This window comes from Microbulbifer bruguierae (assembly GCF_029869925.1).
GTDB lineage: Bacteria > Pseudomonadota > Gammaproteobacteria > Pseudomonadales > Cellvibrionaceae > Microbulbifer > Microbulbifer bruguierae.
Genome location: NZ_CP118605.1, coordinates 3,074,935 through 3,096,095 on the forward strand (window position 1 = coordinate 3,074,935; position 21,161 = coordinate 3,096,095).

The following is a 21,161-nucleotide window of genomic DNA, read 5'->3' on the forward strand; positions in this document are numbered from 1 at the left end:
TAAATTTACCCCCCGCCGTGGGGAACGGCAGGGGGTAATTCGACGAATGGCGCAATTCCCGGGATTACCCGGGACTGCGCGACAGCGGGTGGGTGGGGCGGCGATCAGTCGCCGTAGATAATCTTACTATTCACTTTCACCGTCAGCGGGTGATAGCCGGGTTTGGCTTTTTCGAAAATCCGCTTGGCTTCGTCTTCCTTGCCGTTTTCCATCATCGCGCGGTACAGCGGGCGCACGAATTTGTTGCGGCCGATACTGATCAGGAAATCTTCCAGGCGCGCGTTGGCCGGCGCGTAGTCGTTGCGCACCGCAATCATCAGCCAGCTGAAGGCGACCTCATTGTTCTTACCCTGGGTCAGATGGAAGCTGCTGTCCAGCTCTTGCAGCTGGTCTGCACTCAGCTTTTCCGGCATGCCGTCGAGGAAGTACTTCCACTGGTGGAAGGTCCAGCCGTTGGTGTCGATGTCGCTGGCCGTGATCTCGCCATTCAGCCACTGTTTGCGTAGCGGGTCGATTTTGCTAAAAGCATCGGACTGCGGGTGCGGCGCACCTTCGGGAATGCCCGGCTCAAAAATCCATTGCTGGATACGCGCGCGGTCCAGTTTGTCTGGATACTGCTTTAACAGGGTATCGTCCAGGTACTTCACAAAGTCTTCCGTGGTGATGCTCTGGAAAGCGAAGTGGTTGAAGTATTCCATCAGGAAATTGTCGAAATTTTCGCGGCCGACTTTCTGTTCCAGTTCGTACAGGAACAGCGAGCCTTTCTCGTAGGGAATATTCGAGAAGACTTCGTCGGGATCGCGGCCGCGCATATCGATGGCCATAATCTCGTCTTTGTCTTCGCGATCATCCAGGTCCGCCTGCAGGTCGTCGTAACCCAGCGCCATTTCCATTTTGTAGCGCTCATCACCGTACACGAACTGCATGATGCGGTTGGTGAGGTAGGTGGTGAAGCCTTCATTCAGCCACAGGTCGCGCCAGCTGGCGTTGGTAACCAGGTTGCCGGACCAGGAGTGGGCCAGCTCGTGGGCGATCAGTGCCACCAGGCTTTTGTCACCGGCGATAACCGTGGGGGTGATAAAGCTCAGGCGCGGGTTTTCCATACCACCAAACGGAAAGCTCGGGGGCAGGATCAGCAGGTCGTAGCGATCCCAGCGATAGGGCCCGTAGTTTTCTTCGGTGACTTCGAGCATCGACTCGGTATCTTCAAACTCCTTCGCGGACGCGGCCAGCAGTTCCGGCTCGGCGTAGACACCGGTGCGTTCGCCCATGGGTTTGAATTCAAGATTGCCGATACCGATGGCGATCAGGTAGGACGGGATCGGTTGCGGCATATCGAACTCATACACGCCGTCTTTTTCCGTCTCCGGGTCGTTGTTGGCACTCATCACGGCCAGCAGTTCTTTCGGCGTGCGGATGGTGGCCTTGTAGGTCACGCGCACCTGGGGCGAGTCCTGCAGAGGAATAAAGCTGCGGGCGTGAATGGCCTGGGCCTGGGTGAACAGGAAAGGGTGTTTTTTGCCCGCGGTCTGCTGCGGTTCCAGCCACTGCACGCCGGAGGCATCGGGAGAGGTCTGGTACTGGATGGCGACCTTGTTGGCACCTGCGGGCAGATTGATTTTCAGCGGTGTACCCAGGTGCGGGTCTTTTTTGCCAAGGCTGAACTTCACTTCCTGGAGGCTGTTGCCGACACCGGCGCGCACCGCGGTGACGTCGAGGTCGCGGGTATCGAGGATCAGCGGCGGGGTCTTCTGGGTCAGCCGCTTGATATCCAGGATGGCCTCGCCCTTCAGGACCTTGTTGTCAAAGTCGGCGGTGAGGTCGAGATCGAGGTGTTTGACGATGTAGTCATTGGTGTTGGCGAAGGAGTGGTAGTCGACGCCGGATTCCGGCTTGGCCTTGTCTGCCAGGGGAACATCTTTTTCGAGATTCTCCGGCGTGTATTCGGTGGCACTCTGCGGGATGTCTGCAGTGCTTTCGCTGCTTGCAGTATCGCCGTTCTTGCTGCAGGCGCTCAAGGTGACAAGGCTGCAGGCAAGCAGTCCGGCGCCGATCAGGCGGCCGAGGTTGGGGGTGAACAATTGGGGCAGCATGGTGGGCTCCGTGATTGTTTTATTTTAAAGGTCCGAACTGGGTAAATTCGTGGCGGCACAGAATACCCAATAGCGCCCGGCGCAGAAAGTTTTCGGTGTGGAAGGGTGGAGGCGTAAAAGCCTGTACTCAGGGTTAGTCAAAAAAGAGTAGGGTGTCAATGTCCCGGGGTACAGGGCCAGCGCGGAGTCGGATTTTGGGGGATAAGCAAGTAGTGGGGGCTGTGGAGGGGGTCAGCGGAGGGAAATGAATACTTTGGTGACGGGGCTGAATAAAAAAGCCCCGGATGAGGTATCCGGGGCTTGTCTCTAGTGGCCTATTGGAGGCGCGTAAATATCAGTTGCGGTGCGCTGGTCAGACCGATGATGGATAAACCATCGGCAGAAAGCGCTAACCCGTCCTTCCTGATTTCATTTGCGTAGCTGGAAATATGCCCGCTGAAAGTACTGGTGCCCTCTTTGCTGTACAGCCAGTAGTCGGCGCTTCCGTAGTTGTAGTAGTCCCGTGCAGCGGCAACTACGTCGTCGTTGGGTGCGAGTTCGACACAGCAGGGGTAGGCCACACCGGGTAAATTAACCATTACCGAGCCAGTGGCGGTATCCAGCTTGTCGAAGCTGTAGCCAGACGATCCAGAAATGGCATAGACAAAATCCCCATTGAAACTGACTGCAACATCATCTTCTCCGGAAAGGCTGGAGCGCCGCGTAGAAGTGATGTTGTGCGCGAGGCTTGAATAGGTCACATCGAAGCAGCCCATGCCAATGCCTGTGGAACAGTAAACCCTGCCATTTTCGCTCACATCCAGCTCGTCTCTGTAGGCGGAATACAACGCGGTTGAACTCGTTACCAGGGATAAATCTTCTGCATCGATTACCTGCAGCCGGCCATAGGTGGCGTTCTCGCTTTCCCGGTAATAGGTAAACACAAGTGGCTTGCCATTGACGCGCCCAAATCGCACGTATTCGGGTATGTGCGGGTAGCTATTGGAGGCTTCGAGGCCAAGTACCAGATCGTAGGATGTGACACTGTTTTGCGTTGCATCTGTGGCAAAGAGCCTCTGTCCATCGCTGGATATCGCGAGAGAGCTTATCTCACTGAGCGAGAGCGTAATGGTGTCTTCAATGGTCCCGTTGTAAATGTTGTAGACATCAACGGTATTGCCACTGGCGGCATAGGCGTAGGGTTTCACCGGATCCGCCAGCAGGTGGTTGTAATTCGCATCTACTGCAATTGATTCAGCCGGATCTGCAGTGCCTAGCCACAGACTTACCTGGATAATTTCACTGTTCTCAACAGCACCACTGTCTGAGGAAACGGTGATGAATGCAGTGTGCAGTGTATCCAGTGCCATACCGTCGGCATTTGCCGATATGCTCAGGCTTTCACCCGTCACACCGGCGCTATCAATGGTCAGCCACTCGGCGTCGGTGGACGCCTGCCACGGCACGCCACCTTGCCAGTAGCTGTCGTCAATCAATACAGAATGCTGCAAAACCTGCTGCGCGGGAAAACTGGAAAACGCAATGCCATTATCGTGCGCAATCAGCAGGTTTTTTGCGCTTTTGACGGTGAAGCTGTAGCTGGTTTCGATGGTTTCGCCATCGACTGTAGCCGTGAGTGTGACGGTACCCTGATGGGTACCCTGCTGGAATTTTGACGGGTCAAAATCCAGTACTATTTCATGCTGGTCTTCATCCGCATTCAAGTCAGGTATCACTGCCCAGGCATCGGCCAGAGGAAAGTCCACCGCAACATGGGTGACGTGACTTTGGCTTCCGGTACTGAGGCTCACCTGGTTGACCAGGGTTGTACCTTCCCAGCCGAAACTGGCATCCAGCTGCTGGGTTGTTTCGGCAATGCTGAATTGTGGCAGCTGGATGTCAAAGTTGAAGGTCACATACTCAACGTCGCCAGCGTCCGGGTCGGTAATGGCAATGGTTTCCGACAGCGTATCCCTGGGCACCTGGGTCATGTCCAGGGTGAATACCACCTGGCTATCGCCGTGACCGCTGCCAACGTCGGCGCTGATACCCGGCAGGGTAATATCTTCCAGCGCCCAGTCGAGATTCAGTGCCGCGATATCGACGGTGTAGCTAAAGGTGTTTTCCGAGCTGCCGCGTACATAGGTTACGTTGTGCTCATGGTTTGAAAGCGCCAGTTTTGCCCATTTTTCCGCGTTGTAGGGGTAGTTGTCGACGGCGTCAGAATAGCCGTCGTTATCATCGTCGGTATCCGCATTGTCCCCGATGCCGTCGTCATCGTAGTCGGCGACTTCTTCCGGGTCGGTAGGGAAGGCATCGTTGCTGTCTGTTACACCGTCGTTGTCATCGTCGGTATCGGCATTGTTGCCGGTGCCGTCGTCATCGCTGTCTTCGGTTTCACTGGGGTCGTAGGGAAAGGCGTCTTCGCTGTCGGGCACACCATCATTGTCGCTGTCAGGATTGCTTCCTCCGCTACCGCCGGAGCTACTGCTGGAACTCGATGAGCCGGATGAACTGCCACTCGAGCTGGATGAACCGCTGCTGGAGCCGGAAGAACTGCTGGAAGAACTGCTGGATGAGCTGCTCGACGAACTGCTTGAAGAAGTGTGGCCGCCTCCTGTGTAGGGGCCCATATAATCGGTAAGCTGGAACTCGTAATCGCTGTCCGCCAGACGCGCGATACCCAGATCTTTAATGAAGGCAAACGCGTGTAGTACCTGGAGAACAACCTGGGTGCCATCAACATTTGTCGTCGCTTCCAGAACGAATTGAACACCCTGAGCGTTGTCTTCGGTGTAACTGGTGGTTACTGAGCCCTCTCCCTGATAGCCGCGTCCAGCGTTATAGGTAAAATTTTTGTTGCCGTAATTCGGCGATATGTTGACGATTCCGCTGCCGCTCTGCTCCAGAATGTTGCCCGGCTCCAGGGTATCGCTCCACAGCAGAATTTTTTCATTTAAACGCAGATCGATGGTGAATGTGCCAGCACCGTCGATATATAGGTCTGGAGCATAGAAACCGAGATAGTAGATGCCGCTGCTGTCGGAGACGAAGTAGTACTTGGCCCCGCTGGGAAACACCAGTGCGCGGGCGCTCACGGCGCCGATGGTGACATCTTCGAAATGTGCGGGTTGGGTATTCCAGTTGTAGTAGAGCTCTACATCGTTGCCGGCGGGAAGATAGGGGTTGTAGTCCCCGCCGGGATTGCCCTCACCTCCGCTGCTACTGCTACTGCTACTGCTACTGCTACTGCTACTGCTACTGCTACTGCTACTGCTTCCACTGCTTCCACTGCTTCCACTGCTCCCGCCACTGCTACTACTGCTTGTGTTGCCGCCGGACGAGCTGCCTGCGCCGTCGGTGCCCCCCCCTCCACCGCCGCAGGCGGAGAGAGTCGCAGCCAGGACAAGGTAAGCGAGGCCTCTGAAAATCGGATTTAACATGCATCATCCCCTGGATTTCTGATCGAGTGTGCGCTGTATCTCCTGAATAAACCGGCCCGGGTATCGGTCAGTAGTATCTACCGGATACGGGAGAGTGGGTCGCGCAAGTAATCGAATGAGTTTTTATGGCTGGAAGCTGGGATTCAGCCAGATGTATTTGTGCCGCATTTTTTGACCTTGGCGGTTTTTTTATTAGAGCGACTGTTATGAGTTCCTGCTTTTTATTCGATGAGCCAAGCAGTGCACCAGTGGAAAATCACTGGCGTTTCCGGTCGGGGAATTCAGGTGCAGGAGAAGGTTGGTGTGTTCTCCAGAAGTTGAGAAGACCGCCAATATTTGGAACTTTGGACTATAACATTGGGTCCATGAGGAAAAAAATCCGCCAAATGTGATGGCGGTTCCATTTTTGGGGGGGCGCAACTGTGGGCTTAAAGCAGGCTGATGGAGGGAGGGATGGGGCTGAAGGGGTAAGCGACAATCCGGTGGTGAGGAAAAGCAGGCGCAAAGGCAGCTTTGTTGCGTTGTCCACTTGCTGGGTTTTTTACAGGCCCCCTGCAAAGCGCTTGCAGGGGGCGGAGTGCCTGGTTGGTAGTTGCTCGCAGTAGGGACACTGATACGATCCGCGCTGCGAGCATCTCAGTCCAGGCTGAAATCAAAATCCATATCGTCCCCGGGCGGTTGTACATAGTAGCCCTGGATGTAGTCGGTGCCGGATTGCCACAGGGTAGGCAGCATGCTGGCCTGTTCGATGTGCGGGACTATGACCTGGGTATCGATGGTTTTGAGCTGGCCCACCAGCTTGAGCAGCGTCTCGCTGTCTTCGCCTTCGTCCTGGACTTCACGCACGAAAGAGGCGTCGATCTTGGCGATGTCGACCTTGACGTGTTCCAGCGCCTTGAACGGGCTCAGGCCGGTGCCGAAGTGGCAGACTGCAACGCGACAGCCCATGTCCTGTACCAGATTGGCGAAGTCGCGGCTGGCGTGCAGGTTGCTGTTGATGTCTTCTGCACGCAGCTGGAAGGTCACCGCTTTGGGTGGCACCTTGGAGGCCTTGAAGGCGACCCCGAGCCAGGCGGGCAGGCTGCTGTCGGTCAGCGAAGCGGCGGTGAGATGCAGGATCAGGGAAACTTCTACGCCCTTGGCGATTTGTGCGGCGGCGGCCTTGATTGCTCTGAGGATTACCCAGCGGTCCATTTTGGTGGACAGGCCAGCATCGCCGAGTGCTTCGAGGAAGGCGATGGGGGAGAGTTCCTCCTTGCCGTCGACGAGGCGTACCAGTACTTCGTAGATCTTCTCGCCACTGCCCTGAAGGCTAAGGATGGGCTGGTACAGCAGTTTGAGGTTGCCGGCTTCCAGAGCCTGGGTGACGCGGGCGCGGTGGTAAGTGTCGGCGTCGTCCTGTTGCTGGCTGTCAGGCTCGTAGAGAGTAAAGCTGTTGCCACTGGCGTTGGTGAGGCTCTGCTGGTGGGCTTTGGTGGCCTGTTCGAGCACTTTGTCGGCATTGCCGGAAGTTTCGCTCAGCAGGGATATACCGATGGAGGCAGTAATATGCAGTGTCTTGCCGGCGGCTTCGAAAATGGTGTCGGCAATTTTCTGCAGCAGTTCCCTGGCGCGGGCTTCGGCGCTGTCCGGTGTGGTTTCCGGCATCAGCAGGCAGTAACTGTTTTCTCCGTAGCGTGCGATCACATCGCCGCGACGCACGTTGCCTTGTAGCAACTCGGCCAACTTTTTGTGCAGGTCGTCGACACCGGCGACGCCCAGGATTTGCTGCACGGATTCTTCGAAACGATCAATTTCGATATACATCAGGCCGCCGGTGCGCTGGGAGCCGGCGGCGGACTGGATCGCGCTTTCCAGCAGCTGTACGAAACGCTGGCGGTTGTACAGGCCAGTGGCGGCATCGCGGAATTTTGCTTCGGTGAGCTGTGCTTCCAGCTCTTCAGTACTACCGCTGCTGGCGGCGATACGGACCTGCAGACAGCGCTCCTCGTCGTACACGGTGGTGAGTACTTCGGCCTTGGTGGGGAGCGGGGTGCCGCCAGTGGTCTTGGCGGTGAACTGCCACTCCTGGGCTTCCACTTCGTTATTGCGGATGGCGCACTGGCGCAGAAACTCGCGCGCGTCTTCCTGTTCGCCGTCGGTGAGCATGTCGATCAGGGGCTGGTATTCGACGTCGTCGCGGTCTTTGTAACCAAACCGTTCGGCGAAGGAGTCGTTGGCGTAGACGATCAGGCCATCGGAAATGTATGCGATGGCATCCTTGGAACTGTCCAGCAATTCTTTGGTGCGGTTCAGAGTGGCGTGGTAGCGGCGGTCGTGCAGGCGCGCTTTGCGACGCTCTTCCAGGGCGGTGAGTTCACGCTGGATCACCAGTAGCAGGTGCTGGTCTTCGTCCACGGTGACGACATCGCGTGCGCCCACCTTGAGGCCTTCAACCACTGCCTGGGCGCCACCGCGCTCACTGAGCAGGATGGTGGGTACGTCTTTCTGCAATTTGTTAATGGTGCGGATAGCACTGGCGGCTTCCAGCTGGTTGCTCTGCTCTGCGGCAATCAGTAGATCCCAGGTGTGTTCCTGCAGGAGTTTGGTCAGGGCCGCCTCACTGGCGACGTGCTGGGCGCGGTTCGGTCGGCCGGCGTTGTGCAGCATGCTTACCAGGCGCTGGGCTTCATTGGGGGCATCGTGGATCAGTAGAAGGCGGATGGTGTTGTCGCTGCTCATTGTTTTCCTGTTGTACTGCGTCGCGGCGGTGCTGATTCAATTCTTTAATACCGCTTCCGTGCCGTACCTGTCGTGGTGCCCAAGTCATCCCTTGGGCCGCGAACCGGGTAGTTTAGGCCGCGAAAATCCAGCAGAACAAGTGCGCTGTCTCCAGTCTGGGATTTGGTTCCATATTCTTGTCAGATAGAGACGAATGTTGCGCGATTTACCTCAGGAAAACTCAAAAATGGCGCAGCTGCCAGTGACCAGATTTTGCTGGTGCAGAGTGACTGTGCGGACTTGTCCGGCGCTGACGATGTCGACCTTATCGCCGGTCTGGAACAGGGGAGTGGGCAGGATAAGTTCGCTCGGGTGTCCGCTTCCTCCCGTGAGCAGACCGGCCATGGGGGCGGTGCGACCACCGCTCTGGGTATGCCGGTGTACCCGCACCGCACTGGTATGCCCCCCCAATAGTTCTACGCCTGCGCGGCACTGATCCGGCAGGCCGTACTGCCAGCGCACCAGCGCCACTTCCCAGCGCTCCCGCACCTGAATCGCGACCAGATCACCGATGTGCAGTCGTCCCTGGGTTTCCGCCGGCAGGCGCAGCCCGGCGCCGCGACTGCTGGAATTGAGCAGGGTGGCGGAAACGGGCTGGTAGCGTTTCTGGGTGGCGGTGGTTTCGTTATGTCGAACAACGGAAGGGGCGCTCGGCAGGGCTACTTCATAGTCGTTAAGTGGGCGGCCGGTGCGGTACTCGATGGAATTCACGGCCATCACCATATCGCTGCCCTGGGGCGAGGTGGCTTTGAAGGCGTGCTCCAGCTCCGGGGTGGCCTTGTCCTCACGCTGCAGGTGGTGGCAGATGGCACTGATGCCGACCACCACCTGACAGGGTACATTCACCGGTGTGCGCTGTCCGCCGCGGCCGGTCTTTCCCGCCCAGAGTTCCTGTACACGCTTCAGCATATCGGCGGAACCCACGTCGGCGCGGCGCAGGTGTCGCTGCAGCTGTTGCTGTAGTTGTTGCAAAGGACCGCCGAGGTCGATGGCCCAACCCTGGGGCGTGGAAAAATACTGCATATCCACACGGCTCTGCTGTAGTCGTGACGCGGGGATCGGTGGCTGATCGAGTTTGAGACTGGCGAGTAGGGATTTTGTGCCGGGGCCGGGTCTGTTCTGCAGTTTGGCAGCCTTGGCCCAGCGGGCGCACCGTTGCCACAAGGACGCCTGTTCTTCTGGGGTGAGCTGCAATGGGTTGGCACTGGCAAACAGGGCGACGTGGCTGTACGGGTGTGCGACCGTTTCCCGGCGCTGGAAACGGCCGGATTTGTCATTTGCGCTGAGGCAGGGGTCGATGACCCTGCGTTGATCCAGCCGCTGTTCCCGCGCCAGTTGCAGCAACCGGTGCAACGCGACCCAGCTGCCTTTGGGTGGCGCCAGGTAGAAGCGGCTGCTGATCTGGATTTGGCGGCGGTAGCTGTCGATGCCCCGGTGCAGCGCTCGCGCCAGGCGTCGGCGATAAAACAGGGGATGGGGCGTGGACGCCAGTTGTACGCAAATGCTGGTGTACGCTTGCGCCAAATGTTGATAAAGGATGGTTGCAGTGAGCAGGTCTCGGCGCTGCTCCTGGGGCGATGCGATGCTGGCCGGGCCCTGGGCTGCCTTTGTCTGGATTGCCTTTGATTGTGCCAGCTCGCCGCAGTGATCCGTCACCACCGGGCGCAGTACTTCAAGGCTGGCAAGGCGCAGGCGTGCCGGCGCACTCCAGCGGGTGATTTCCGCGAGTATGCCGCGCAGCATGCCGGCGTTGCGCTGGGCTTTGTCATCGAGTGGGTTTTGCTTGAGATAGCTGTCGATCCAGCGTTTGAGTTGGCGGTGATTGCGACAACCACAGCTCAGTGCCGCGAGATCCCGGGGAGTGGGGCAAAGTTTTTCCAATGCTGCCTGGGCGACGGTATTGGCCCCCGCTGCACCTGCTGGAGGCGGTGTCGGAGTGGGAGCGGGGATTTCGCTGTTGGGGTCCCCACGGAAGTCTGGAATATCTGCGGCATCATTGCCGGTTCGGGCCTGCTGCCCGATTGAGATTTTTGCTGCGTCCTGCATGGCATTAACCGGGTGTTATGTCCCTGCAGTATACGGGGCCGCGCGGCTTTCACAATTACGAAATGTTGAAATATGCGCCTAAAGTGTGGATTAAATCGCGGAAATACGGCGCAATATTCACGATCCTGACGCAAGTTGGCTCTTTTGGGTGGTGGCGGGGCTATCTACCGGGAGACCATATGGATACCGCCGGAACGCCGGCCGCTGACCGCAAAATGGCCCCAGATCGGAGCCACATTTGGCGGCATCGAAATTCTTGTGAAGGCCACTCGGGCTGGTTGTTAAGTGCACGCTACTGGCGTTACAGCGGAGTCTTGGATTTTTCTGCCGGGACTTCGCGCACCAGTCTGGGTACCAGGTATCCGGGCAGTCGCTGGCGGATACTTTCGACGAGGGCGCGGGCGCGCTCGTCGCTGACTTCGAAGTGGGCGGCGCCCTGCACGCGATCCAGCTGGTGCAGGTAGTAGGGAAGTACGCCGGCGTCGAACAGGGTTTCCGACAGTGCGGCGAGGGCGTCTTCGCTGTCGTTGACGCCGCGCAGCAGTACCGACTGGTTCAGCAGGGTGACACCGGCAGCTTTCAGTTTGCCCAGTGCCTGGCGCACCTCGCGGTCGATTTCGTTGGCGTGGTTGCAGTGCAGTACCAGCACCGGTTTCAGGCGGCTGCCCGCAAACCAGTCGAGGAACTCCTGGGTGATTCGGGATGGCGCCACCAGTGGCAGACGGGTGTGAATCCGCAGCTTGTCGAGCTGCGGGATCTGCGCGAGTTCAGCGCCGAGCCACGACAGTTGGCGGTCGCTCAAGACCAGGGGGTCACCGCCACTCAGGATGACTTCCCGCAGCTCCGCTTGCGTGCGGATATAGTCGAGGGCCTGCTGCCACTGTTGCCGGTTGAGGTGGTTGTCACCGTAGGGAAAGGCGCGGCGGAAGCAGTAGCGGCAGTTGACGGCGCACTGGCCGGCGGTGATCAGCAGCAGGCGGCCGCGGTACTTGTGCACTACCCCGGGGATCGGATTGGCGTTGGCTTCTTCCAGCGGGTCGTCGCTGAACCCGGGGGTGGGCTGCAGTTCCCGGCCTGTGGGCAATACTTGCAGCAGCAGCGGGTCTTCGGGGTCGCCGGGGCGGATGCGGCTGAGGTAAGGGCGCGGCACCCGCAGCTGGAACAGGGCGCTGGCGGCGGCCAGTTGCGGCAGCTGCTCTGGATTCAGCTGCAGGAGTTTCAGCAGTTCCCGGGGATCGGTGACCAGATCATTCATTTCGTCCTGCCAGCGGCGGGCGTCCTGGTGTGGCTGCTCGGGGGGTTCGGCGGCGATTTTGACGGTTGTGATTTCACGGGCGGGCTGGCGGTGCTGTATCATATGCGGCTATTTTTGGCGCGGTCGACGGCGGTACTGCTGGTTGTCTGGTTTTTGCCCTATTGTGGGCCGCGCGAAGTTTAATCAATTTGCCAGCTCAATGCTGATTTTTCGAGGAACTCATGGCTAGTTATTCCACTAACGAATTCAAAGGCGGTCTGAAGGTGATGCTGGACGGCGACCCTTGCTCCATTGTGGAGAACGAGTTCGTGAAGCCCGGTAAGGGCCAGGCGTTCAACCGTGTGAGACTGCGCAACCTGAAGACTGGTCGGGTCTGGGAGCGCACGTTCCGTTCCGGTGAGAGCCTGGAGGGTGCGGATGTGATGGACCGGGATATGGAATATCTCTACAACGATGGTGAGTTCTTTCATTTCATGGAGCCTGAGTCTTTTGAGCAGCATCAGGCGGATGCGGCGACTGTGGGCGATGCGGCCAAGTGGCTGAAGGAGCAGGATGTCTGCGTGGTGACGCTGTACAACGGTGCACCGCTGGCGGTAACTCCGCCGAACCACGTGATTCTGGAGATCACCGATACCGATCCGGGTGTGCGCGGTGATACTGCCCAGGGCGGTACCAAGCCGGCAACCCTGGTTACCGGTGCCGTGGTGAAGGTACCCCTGTTCCTGGAAATCGGTGACACCATCAAGGTAGATACCCGCTCCGCGGAATACCTGGGTCGTGCCAAGGAAGACTGATCGAGTTCTTCCTCTAGATAGCTTTAAGGGCGGGTACCTTGGTATCCGCCCTTTGTCGTTCCGGGACCGTGGTATTTGCCTGGCAAGTCTGGTGGCGGCAAAGCACTGCGGACGGGTTTTCAGGACCGCTGTATACCCATCCCTGGGCGCTGCGGCGCAAACATCCCTGTTTGCGACGCTCCTGAAAACCCGTCCCCAGCACTTTACCTTCGCATTTACCACGGTCTTTATTGGCAAACTAAACTGAGCCCCTACAACCAATTACTCTCTCCATGTCTGAAATTTCCGTTTGGCGCCCTACTGCCCCGCTCGAAAACCTCCGCCGCAGAGCGGCTCTGCTCGCGGATATCCGCCGCTTCTTCGCCGAGCGCCAGGTGCTGGAAATGGAAGTGCCGATCCTTTCCCGCCGCGCCACCAGCGATCCCCATATCGATTCAATCACCGCCGACTGCAGTGGCGCGCCGGCGTATATGGCTACCAGCCCGGAGTTCGGTCTGAAGCGGCTGGTGGCGGCGGGGATCGGTGATTGTTATTACCTGGGCAAGGCGTTCCGCAATGGCGAGGCCGGTGGCCGCCACAATCCGGAGTTCACCATGCTGGAGTGGTACCGGATGGGTTGGGACGATCACCGGCTGATGATCGAGGTAGGGGAGTTGCTGTCCTGGTTGCTGAAGATTGCGCGGGTGCGTTCCTACAGTTACCGGGCGCTGTTTTTGCAGCAGCTGGGGGTGGATCCGCACCGGGCGGCGTTTGCGGAATTGAAAGCCGTGGTGAGCCGGGTGCTGGAGCTGTCCTTTGAGCCGGCGGGGCGGGATGAGTGCCTGGATCTGCTGATGAGCCACTATATCGAGCCGAATATGGGAGAAGGAATTACGCTGGTTTACGATTTTCCAGCCACCCAGGCGGCGCTGGCGCGGGTGGAGGAGGATGAACTGGGGGTGCCGGTGGCGCGGCGATTTGAGGCCTATGTTGGCGGTATGGAGTTGGCCAATGGTTACTGGGAGTTGACCGATGCGGCGGAGCAGCAGCGGCGGTTTGTGTCGGATCACGGCTACCGCGAGGACAATGGCAAGCCGGTGTATCCGTTTGAGGAGCGTCTGGTACAGGCTCTGGAATCGGGCTTGCCGGAGTGCGCCGGGGTGGCGCTGGGGGTGGATCGTTTGTTGATGCTGGCCTGCGGGGCGGGGCGGATCGAGGAGGTGATTGCATTCCCCGTCGATCGCGCCTGATAGGGCCGGCAACGAGTGTAGATTGAGCGTCAGGCGCTCTCGCGTCCGTCTTCCTGGTCGCCGCCTTCGCCGTTGGTCATATGGGCACTGCCGCGCTCGGGGGTGAAGTCGTAGCGTGCGACTTCGCCGACGGCGTAGAAGCCGGCGTTGAGCCACAGGTCCTGCTGATCTTCCCCCACCAGTGCCACCGCGTGTTTGTGATGGCTGTGCATAACTTCACTGACCAGGTATTGCACCATGGCGCTGCCTATGCCGCGACCGCGGTATGCGGGCAGGGTGCCGAGGTCATAGAAGCCCAGGGCATCTGCGGAGGAGAACAGGCAGCCGGTGGCGACGGGTTTACCCTGATAGATGCCCAGGTAGTATTTTAGGCGGCTGTGCTTGTGTTCCGGCAGCTCGCTCAGGTGGCGGTAGAATTTTTTGATCTGGGCACTTTCGCGGGTGTTTTCCTGCATTTCCGCGATCAGGTCACCGAAGGCGAGCAACTCGTCTGCGGTAGTTGCGGTCTTGAGCTCCAGTCCCTCAACGCTTTTTTCTTCCACCGCCAGCTGTTTGATTTCCGCTGCCACCGCTATCTGTGGCGCCTGGCGTACCAGCTGCAGTTCGCGCAGTGCCTCGTCATCCAGGGGTTTGTTGGCGCAGTGCCACAGGGAAAAGGGGCTGTGGCGCTCGCGGAAGTAGTCCACCACAAAGCGCTGCAGAATCCGCGGTTGCATCACGGTGTTGCTGACCACCTGGTTGAAGCGGATGGAGAGCAGGCCGCTGTCGGTGCGCAGCAGGCCGGTGATTTCTTTGCTCTGTTTGGGGTTGAGCAGATCCGCGGCGTATCCGGCTTTGTTTTCCAGGTTACGGCAGACCAGATTTTTCGCGCTGAGACTGTATTTCATGGTTACAGAATAGTCCTGAGGGTTGCGGGGGGTATTTATTGTGCGCAACCTGTGACAGCGGAATCAGCGCAATTGATCCACCTTGGAAAGGGCACTGTGATCCATGGACAGCGCAGGTTGTTCACAACTGGCGGTGCCGATGACCCTGGCGGGCACACCGGCCACCAGGGATTTTTCCGGCACCGATTTCAGCACGACACTGCCGGAGGCGATCTGCGAGCAGCGACCGATTTCGATATTGCCGAGGATCTTGCTGCCGGCGCCGATCAATACCCCGCAGCGCACCTTGGGGTGGCGGTCTCCGGACTCTTTGCCGGTGCCGCCGAGGGTGACCGATTGCATGATGGATACATTGTCTTCCACCACGGCGGTTTCGCCGATGACAATGCCGGTGGCGTGATCCAGCAGTATGCCCTGCCCCAGTTGTGCTGCGGGGTGGATGTCCACGCCGAACACCACTGAGATCCGGTGCTGTACAAACAGCGACAGCGAGCGGCGCTGCTGTTGCCACAGCCAGTGGGCCACGCGCCAGGCTTGCAGGGCGTGGTAACCCTTGAAGAACAGGAAGGGCTCGTAGAGGGAGTGACAGGCGCTGTCGCGCTGCTCGATGGCGGCGAGATCGGCGCGCGCTGCGGCACCGATGGTGGGGTCCGCCGCCAGCGCCTCGTCGATCACCTCGCGAATCAACAGTGCCGGTGCCACCGGGCTGTCCAGTTTGTTGGCCAGGTGGAAGCTGAGCGCGGATTCCAGGGTGGTGTGGTTGAGGATGGTGGCGTGCAGAAAACTCGCGAGAATCGGCTCCCGCTCCACCTGCACCGCCACATCCCGGCGGATTCCTTCCCAGATAAGGTCTTGTGTCACTTTGGCCTTCACATTTTCCATCGAATACAGCTCCTTGTTATATGGCGCCCAGTGTCAGCGGCGGCTCCTGCAGGGCCGATAATTGTTCCCGCAGTGCCAGGATATGTTCTGCCCAGTAGCGCGGTGTGTTGAACCAGGGAAAGGCCTTGGGAAACGCCGGATCCTGCCAGCGCCGCGCCAGCCAGGCCGCGTGGTGCATCTGCCGCAGGCAGCGAAGTGGTTCCACCAATTGCAGCTGGGCGGGGTCGAAAGAGTAGAAGGTTTCATAGCCTTCCACCACCGTATCCAGATAGGCGGTTGCCTCGGCGCGGTCGCCGGAAATCAGCATCCAGATATCCTGGATCGCCGGCCCCTGCAGACAGTCGTCCAGATCGACAAACCAGGGGGTTTTATCCCGCCACAGGAAGTTGCCGCTATGGCAGTCACCGTGCAGCCGCAGGGTGGACCAGGTTTGCTCCAGTACCGGGGTTATCCGCTCGATGATATGGGCGGTGGTGGTCGCGTAGGCCTCAACATTCTCCCGCGGTAGAAAATCACCCGCCAGAATCAGCTCGCGGCTGTCGATCGCAAAGTGTTTCAGGTTCAGGTCGGGGCGATGGCTGAAGGGGCGCGCGGCACCGATGGCGTGAATGCGGCCGAGCATGGTGCCCACCTGTTCCAGGTGCTCGAAATTATCCAGCTCGATCTGGTGGCCGCCGCGGCGGGGAAACAGTGCGAAGCGAAAGCCATGGGCTTCCAGCAGGGTGGTGCCGTCAAATACCAGTGGTGCCACCACGGGAATTTCCGCTTCTGCCAGTTCCAGTGCGAACTGGTGTTCCTCGATGATCTGCTCGTCGCTCCAGCGCCCGGGGCGGTAGAACTTGGCGATCAGCGGTTGCGCCTCGTCGATACCCACCTGGTAGACGCGGTTTTCGTAACTGTTGAGGGGAAATATGCGCGCGTCCGAGAGCAGGCCGACGCTCTCCACGCAGTCGATCACCCGGTCCGGGGTGAGCGCGTCATAAGGATGTGACGATTCGGTCATAGCAGCGCTCCGGTGAGCTTGTCGCTCGGGTCAGCTCGGGGTCATTTCAGGGGGCGCTATGCTAACGCGGTTACCCCCGACCACCAAACCTGTGGACCGCTGCTTGCCGGAGCCAGCCTCCCGGAGAGATGTGAACCTCCGGGAGGTGGACGGACGGATTACTGCGCAGCGGTCTGCGGACCGATAATACCGCTGACCTCCACAATCTTGTCAGCGGGAAATCCGCCCAGCTTGGCGTGCTTGGCGATGATTTCCTTGTTGGGGGCTTCATACACACAGTAGAACTTGTCCTCGGCCACGTAACTTTGCTGCCACACAATTTCCGGGCCGAGAGATTCCAGCACTGCACGGGATTTTTGCGAGATGGATTTCAGTTCCGCGGGAGTCAGATTTTGTGCGCCGGGAATGGTGCGCTCGATGATGTACTGGTGGCTTTCGCCGGCAAAGGCCGCAGTGCTGGCAAGCATCAGAATGAAGGCGCTCAGTGAATTACGCATGATGGTGATCTCCTGGGTAGATTGGATTCCGCCACGCCATCGCGCGGTGGAACGGCTTTGTATAACTTCCGGATAACAAGCCCCCGATACCGCTGCGAGGCTCGCCAGCAATACAAGCAGCCCCCCGCGTCGGTCACAATGAATTGCCTGCTGACCTTTACCTGAACCGGCAATTACCTTTAAATCAAAGGGTTAGCGGTACACATGAACTGCGCATACGGCGCAGCAAGTCTGCAGACCTGGCCAGGGGCGGCGTATGGCGACTTTGTGTTTCGGAGAATTTGAACTCGACAGTGCATCCAAGCGCCTGCGGCGCCGCGGCAGAGTGGTGGCGATTCAGGAGCAGCCGCTGCGTCTGTTGCTTTTGCTACTGGCCGATCCCGGCGCGCTGGTGACCAGGGAGCGGGTGTACAGCGAATTCTGGCCGGAAGACACCAGCGGCATCCTCGACGACAATCTCAACACCCTGGTGCGAAAGTTGCGCCAGGCGCTCAACGACTCCGCGCGCAGCTCGCGCTTTATCGAAACGGTGCCCAGGCAGGGGTATCGGTTTATTGCGCCGGTAACCAGCAACAGCACTTCACCGGATAGCGCGCGACCAGATATCGCCCACCGCGAGTCTGCATCTGTAATGGCACAGACTCCCACTCATCGCCGCCGGCGATGGATCGGCGCCGGTGGATTTGCCCTTATTGTCGTTGCACTCTTTTTCCTGCCTCAGGGGAATCCCTTCCACACCGGCAAGGTATCCGAAAAGCAGTTTGAATCGGTTGCCGTGTTGCCTTTCGTTAACGCCAGTGACGATTACCAGCGGGACTATTTCAGTGACGGCCTCGCGGATGACATCCTGAATCGCTTGTCCGGGTTTCCGGGGCTGCGCGTCGTTTCCAGAACCTCGTCTTTTTCCCTGCAGCAATCGGGTCTGGACGCGCGTGGTATTGGCAAAATTCTGGCAACGGACGCACTGGTGGAAGGCAGCGTGCGCCGGGATGGCGAGCAGTTGCGTATCAATGTGCGTCTTATCGATACCAGCAATGGCTACCAGCTGTGGTCACAAAGTTATCAGCGGGAGCTGACCGATATTTTTTCGGTACAGGAAGATATCGCGCTGGAAGTCGCCAGCACGCTGGCAGGCAAGTTACACAGCGGGCCGGATGCCAGTTGGCAATCCGTTAAAATTTTACCGGCCGCCTACGACCACTATCTCAAAGGGCGTTTTTACTGGCACAAACGCACGGAAAGAGACCTCAACGCAGCGGTAGAAAATTTTGAGCAGGCCATCGCCCTCGCCCCGGAATACTCTCCCGCCTGGGCGGGGCTGGCAGATGCACTGGCGGTGTTGGGCTTTTACGATTATCTGCCGCCCTCGCAAGCGTTTACCCGCGCGCGGGGTGCCGCCCGCCGCACTTTGCAACTCGATCCCAGCAACGCCTCGGCCGAGGCCAATCTCGGTTATGTGGCGCTGTATTACGATTGGGATCTGGCGGAGGCGGAAGCTCGCTTTATTCAGGCGATCGCGTTCAGACCCGATTCGTCCAAGGCCCATCAGTGGTATGCGAATCTTCTGGTGGCGGCCGGGCGCTTTGAGGAGGCGGAGCGGCAAATGCGCCGGGCGACGGAACTGGATCCCCTGTCCCTGATCGCCAATGCGGCGCTGGGGTGGGTTCTGTACCACGCGGGATCTCATCAGGCGGCGCTTGAACAGCTGGCCCTGGCGCAGGAACTGAACCCGGATTTTGAGCTGGTATATCTGTGGCGAGGCTGGACGCTGGAGGCGATGGGGGATTTTTCCGGCGCGGTTGCAGCCTTGCGTGAAAACGTCCGTCGCTCCGGCGGCAGCGCCATTGGCGTGGCGTCACTGGCGCGGGTGCTGGCGTTAAACGGGGAGCAGGAGGAAGCCCGTGCGCTACTGAACGGGCTCGAAACACAGGGGGGCTACCTGCCCTCCTATGAAATGGCCAAGGCCTATCTGGCACTGGACGGCCCGGAGGCCGCACAGCACTGGCTGCAAAAAGCCTATGACCAGCGCTCCCACTCCCTGGTGTTTTTGGGCGTGGACCCGCAACTGGCGAGCATCCGTAACCGTGACAGCTATCGAAAGCTGGTGGCGCAGGTCATGCCCCACCGCTAGGTTTTCTGTGCCGGCCCAGGCGTCGCGCCGGATCAGACCGCGACTTTTTCCAGCGCCAGGCTGCCAATGGAATAGCCCGCGCCAAACGAGCAGATCACTCCTTTGCTTCCCACCGGCAGATCGTCGCTATGCAGGTTGAACGCAATCACCGAACCCGCGCAGGCGGTATTGGCGTAGCGGTCGAGCACAATCGGTGCGCGCTCGATACTGGCGTCGTCGCCCATCAGTTTTTTCGCGATCAACTGGTTCATATTGATATTGGCCTGATGCAGCCACCAGCGATCGATATTCGCCGGAGTCATGCCCAGCTCCTGAACCTGGCTTTCCAGGTGTTCGGCGGCCATGGGGCAGACTTCCTTGAACACCTTGCGACCGTTCTGGCGGAACAGCTTGCCTTCGCCAAATGGATCCACATCGGCGGCGCGGGCGGTGTAGCTGAAGTTGGAGCGGATATTGTTGGAGAAGACGGTTTTCGCCTTGGTGCCGAGAATTTCCCAGGCACTGTCCGCGTTGCAGTTTTCCTTGCGCTCGACCACTGAAGCTACCGCGACATCCCCGAAAATAAAGTGGCTGTCGCGATCGGTGTAATCCACCTGGGGTGACGCCAGTTCCGGGTTGATGACCAGTACCGCTTTGGCGGAGCCGGAGCTCACCGCGTCTACCGCGCGCTGCAGGGAAAAGGTGGCGGACGAACAGGCTACTTCCATATCGAAGGCGAAGCCGTCGATGCCCAGCGCACCCTGGATTTCAATGGCGATGGCGGGATAGGAACGCTGCAGGTAAGAAGCGCCGACGATCACCGCATCGATGTCTTCGGGCTTCTTGTTGGCTTTTTCCAGCGCCAGCTTGGCCGCTTTCAGACCCATTTCCGCCTGCAGGCACAGCTCCTCGTCGGCGCGCTCTGGCAGATAGGGGCGCATGCGCTCGGGGTCGAGAATCCCCTCCTTGCTGACAACGAAGCGGCTTTTGATGCCGGAGGCTTTTTCGATGAACTCCGCGGAGGAGAAAGGCTTTGCCTGCAATTCGCCGGATTCGATGGCGTCGGCATTTTCGCGGTTGTATTTCTCCGCGTAGCTGTTGAGCGCTTGTACCAGCTCTTCGTTACTGATGGCGTCCGGAGGCGTCCACAGGCCAGTGCCGCTGATTACAATCCCGCGGGGCATCTTGTATTCACTCATCATGCTAGGTCCCGTACTTCACGCCTGCGCGGCGAACTACTTTTATAACGTCAGCGGCCGGCGATTTTTTGCACAGACACCGCAAAGGGCGACTATTGTGCCGCCAGGGGTCAAGCGGGTCTAGGAATGAGTACGCCAGTACCGATTAGTCGCCCGGGTAAACTGGCTGAACCCTAGGGGGTTCTGGCCAGGGCGAAAACACTGACTTGCCTGGCCCCTGCGGCCAGCAGGGACTGGGTGGCGGCTTCCAGGGTGGCGCCGGTGGTGATGACATCGTCCACCAGTCCCACGTGTAGTCCCCGCACCCGGGGGCCGGCGGTGAAACTGCGGGCCAGGTTTTTCAGGCGCTCAGCGCGGCGCAGCCCCTGCTGGCTGCCGGTTGCAGAGTTTTTGCGCAGGGCTCCAGGAGCAACCGGAATCCGCCAGTGGCGGCCGAAAATATCCGCGACCAGCTGGGCCTGGTTATAGCCGCGGCCGAGCTGGCGGCGCCAGTGCAGGGGTACCGGAACCAACAGATCGGGTAGGGATTCCTGGGGTCGCAGACGGGATGCGGCGAGCTCGGCCAGGGTGCGCCCGGGGGCGAAGTCCCGCTGGTACTTGAAGCGCTGGATCAGCTGCGCCACCGGATAGGCGTAAACCCAGCAGGCGTGGCTGTACTGGTGGGATGGCGGCTGCTGCAGGCAGCGGGGACACTCCCGCTCAGCCCGATTTATCAGCGGCAATGCACAGCGCTGGCAGGCGTGGTCGATGCTGGGCAGATCCCGGTGGCAGGGTGCGCAAATGCCGGCACTGACATCATCGTTGCCGTCGATATCACTACCATTGATACGGGCACTGCACAGCAGGCAGCGGCAAAGCTGTTGTTCCAGTTGTCGTTCTAGTCGCTCTAACAGGCGTCCAAGCTGGCTCAGCATGTGCCGGCTCTCCTTATCCTTAATCCAATCCGTGGTCTTTCCTGGGCATTACTGCTCCGCGCGGATGTGA

14 protein-coding genes are annotated in these 21,161 nt (G+C 59.2%); 3 read left to right on the plus strand and 11 right to left on the minus strand.

Annotation, left to right across the window (positions count from 1 at the left end):
* Positions 1 to 104: 104 nt before the first annotated feature.
* The 5 genes from PVT68_RS12885 to epmB all read right to left on the minus strand — a co-directional run bounded on the left by PVT68_RS12885 (position 105) and on the right by epmB (position 11,678).
* Positions 105 to 2,093: a M1 family metallopeptidase gene (locus PVT68_RS12885; RefSeq protein ID WP_280318668.1), complete on the minus strand. Its 1,989-nt coding sequence runs from the start codon at positions 2,091 to 2,093 to the stop codon at positions 105 to 107.
* A 314-nt stretch (positions 2,094 to 2,407) separates the two neighbouring features.
* A complete protein-coding gene (locus PVT68_RS12890) occupies positions 2,408 to 5,515 on the minus strand; it encodes a thrombospondin type 3 repeat-containing protein (RefSeq protein WP_280318669.1) in 3,108 nt (1,035 codons plus the stop codon).
* 636 nt (positions 5,516 to 6,151) lie between these two features.
* The gene (locus PVT68_RS12895; RefSeq protein ID WP_280318671.1) at positions 6,152 to 8,236 is read right to left on the minus strand and encodes an EAL domain-containing response regulator; all 2,085 of its coding nucleotides are present in this window, start codon (positions 8,234 to 8,236) and stop codon (positions 6,152 to 6,154) included.
* A 210-nt stretch (positions 8,237 to 8,446) separates the two neighbouring features.
* Entirely contained in the window at positions 8,447 to 10,321 is a 1,875-nt protein-coding gene (locus PVT68_RS12900; RefSeq protein WP_280318673.1) for a hypothetical protein, read from the minus strand.
* Positions 10,322 to 10,622: 301 nt separating this feature from the next.
* On the minus strand, positions 10,623 to 11,678 hold the full coding sequence (gene epmB / locus PVT68_RS12905; protein WP_280318674.1) for an EF-P beta-lysylation protein EpmB: 1,056 nt from the start codon (positions 11,676 to 11,678) through the stop codon (positions 10,623 to 10,625).
* A 119-nt stretch (positions 11,679 to 11,797) separates the two neighbouring features.
* On the opposite strand from epmB, the gene efp reads away from it, so the two are divergent.
* Together efp and epmA are read left to right on the plus strand one after the other, a co-directional pair.
* Positions 11,798 to 12,370 (plus strand): elongation factor P, encoded by a 573-nt coding sequence (gene efp / locus PVT68_RS12910; RefSeq protein ID WP_280318676.1) that lies wholly within the window; start codon positions 11,798 to 11,800, stop codon positions 12,368 to 12,370.
* Positions 12,371 to 12,642: 272 nt separating this feature from the next.
* Entirely contained in the window at positions 12,643 to 13,599 is a 957-nt protein-coding gene (gene epmA / locus PVT68_RS12915; protein ID WP_280318678.1) for an EF-P lysine aminoacylase EpmA, read from the plus strand.
* A 29-nt stretch (positions 13,600 to 13,628) separates the two neighbouring features.
* Here the strand turns inward: epmA and PVT68_RS12920 are convergent, their stop codons facing one another.
* The 4 genes from PVT68_RS12920 to PVT68_RS12935 all read right to left on the minus strand — a co-directional run bounded on the left by PVT68_RS12920 (position 13,629) and on the right by PVT68_RS12935 (position 16,868).
* A complete protein-coding gene (locus tag PVT68_RS12920) occupies positions 13,629 to 14,486 on the minus strand; it encodes a GNAT family N-acetyltransferase (protein ID WP_280318680.1) in 858 nt (285 codons plus the stop codon).
* Positions 14,487 to 14,549: 63 nt separating this feature from the next.
* Entirely contained in the window at positions 14,550 to 15,368 is an 819-nt protein-coding gene (gene cysE, locus PVT68_RS12925; protein WP_280318682.1) for a serine O-acetyltransferase, read from the minus strand.
* A 16-nt stretch (positions 15,369 to 15,384) separates the two neighbouring features.
* A complete protein-coding gene (locus PVT68_RS12930) occupies positions 15,385 to 16,371 on the minus strand; it encodes a serine/threonine protein kinase (RefSeq protein ID WP_280318684.1) in 987 nt (328 codons plus the stop codon).
* A 158-nt stretch (positions 16,372 to 16,529) separates the two neighbouring features.
* Positions 16,530 to 16,868 carry a DUF4242 domain-containing protein gene (locus tag PVT68_RS12935; RefSeq protein WP_280318686.1) on the minus strand — a complete coding sequence of 113 codons (339 nt, stop codon included), beginning with the start codon at positions 16,866 to 16,868 and terminating at the stop codon, positions 16,530 to 16,532.
* A 256-nt stretch (positions 16,869 to 17,124) separates the two neighbouring features.
* On the opposite strand from PVT68_RS12935, the gene PVT68_RS12940 reads away from it, so the two are divergent.
* Positions 17,125 to 18,999 (plus strand): tetratricopeptide repeat protein, encoded by a 1,875-nt coding sequence (locus PVT68_RS12940; RefSeq protein WP_280318688.1) that lies wholly within the window; start codon positions 17,125 to 17,127, stop codon positions 18,997 to 18,999.
* Between the two features lie 32 nt (positions 19,000 to 19,031).
* On the opposite strand, the gene PVT68_RS12945 is transcribed toward PVT68_RS12940, so the two are convergent.
* Both PVT68_RS12945 and PVT68_RS12950 read right to left on the minus strand, forming a co-directional pair.
* Positions 19,032 to 20,177: a beta-ketoacyl-ACP synthase III gene (locus tag PVT68_RS12945; protein ID WP_280318690.1), complete on the minus strand. Its 1,146-nt coding sequence runs from the start codon at positions 20,175 to 20,177 to the stop codon at positions 19,032 to 19,034.
* A 173-nt stretch (positions 20,178 to 20,350) separates the two neighbouring features.
* Positions 20,351 to 21,091, minus strand: a complete 741-nt coding sequence (locus PVT68_RS12950) for a ComF family protein (protein ID WP_280318692.1) — start codon at positions 21,089 to 21,091, stop codon at positions 20,351 to 20,353.
* Between the last annotated feature and the right edge of the window lie 70 nt (positions 21,092 to 21,161).

What these genes read in the sequence shown, in the direction of transcription:
- PVT68_RS12885 (WP_280318668.1), bottom strand. Translation starts at nt 2,093, where the DNA reads ATGCTGCCCCAATTGTTCACCCCCAACCTCGGCCGCCTGATCGGCGCC.
- PVT68_RS12890 (WP_280318669.1), bottom strand. Translation starts at nt 5,515, where the DNA reads ATGTTAAATCCGATTTTCAGAGGCCTCGCTTACCTTGTCCTGGCTGCG.
- PVT68_RS12895 (WP_280318671.1), bottom strand. Translation starts at nt 8,236, where the DNA reads ATGAGCAGCGACAACACCATCCGCCTTCTACTGATCCACGATGCCCCC.
- PVT68_RS12900 (WP_280318673.1), bottom strand. Translation starts at nt 10,321, where the DNA reads ATGCAGGACGCAGCAAAAATCTCAATCGGGCAGCAGGCCCGAACCGGC.
- epmB (WP_280318674.1), bottom strand. Translation starts at nt 11,678, where the DNA reads ATGATACAGCACCGCCAGCCCGCCCGTGAAATCACAACCGTCAAAATC.
- efp (WP_280318676.1), top strand. Translation starts at nt 11,798, where the DNA reads ATGGCTAGTTATTCCACTAACGAATTCAAAGGCGGTCTGAAGGTGATG.
- epmA (WP_280318678.1), top strand. Translation starts at nt 12,643, where the DNA reads ATGTCTGAAATTTCCGTTTGGCGCCCTACTGCCCCGCTCGAAAACCTC.
- PVT68_RS12920 (WP_280318680.1), bottom strand. Translation starts at nt 14,486, where the DNA reads ATGAAATACAGTCTCAGCGCGAAAAATCTGGTCTGCCGTAACCTGGAA.
- cysE (WP_280318682.1), bottom strand. Translation starts at nt 15,368, where the DNA reads ATGGAAAATGTGAAGGCCAAAGTGACACAAGACCTTATCTGGGAAGGA.
- PVT68_RS12930 (WP_280318684.1), bottom strand. Translation starts at nt 16,371, where the DNA reads ATGACCGAATCGTCACATCCTTATGACGCGCTCACCCCGGACCGGGTG.
- PVT68_RS12935 (WP_280318686.1), bottom strand. Translation starts at nt 16,868, where the DNA reads ATGCGTAATTCACTGAGCGCCTTCATTCTGATGCTTGCCAGCACTGCG.
- PVT68_RS12940 (WP_280318688.1), top strand. Translation starts at nt 17,125, where the DNA reads ATGGCGACTTTGTGTTTCGGAGAATTTGAACTCGACAGTGCATCCAAG.
- PVT68_RS12945 (WP_280318690.1), bottom strand. Translation starts at nt 20,177, where the DNA reads ATGAGTGAATACAAGATGCCCCGCGGGATTGTAATCAGCGGCACTGGC.
- PVT68_RS12950 (WP_280318692.1), bottom strand. Translation starts at nt 21,091, where the DNA reads ATGCTGAGCCAGCTTGGACGCCTGTTAGAGCGACTAGAACGACAACTG.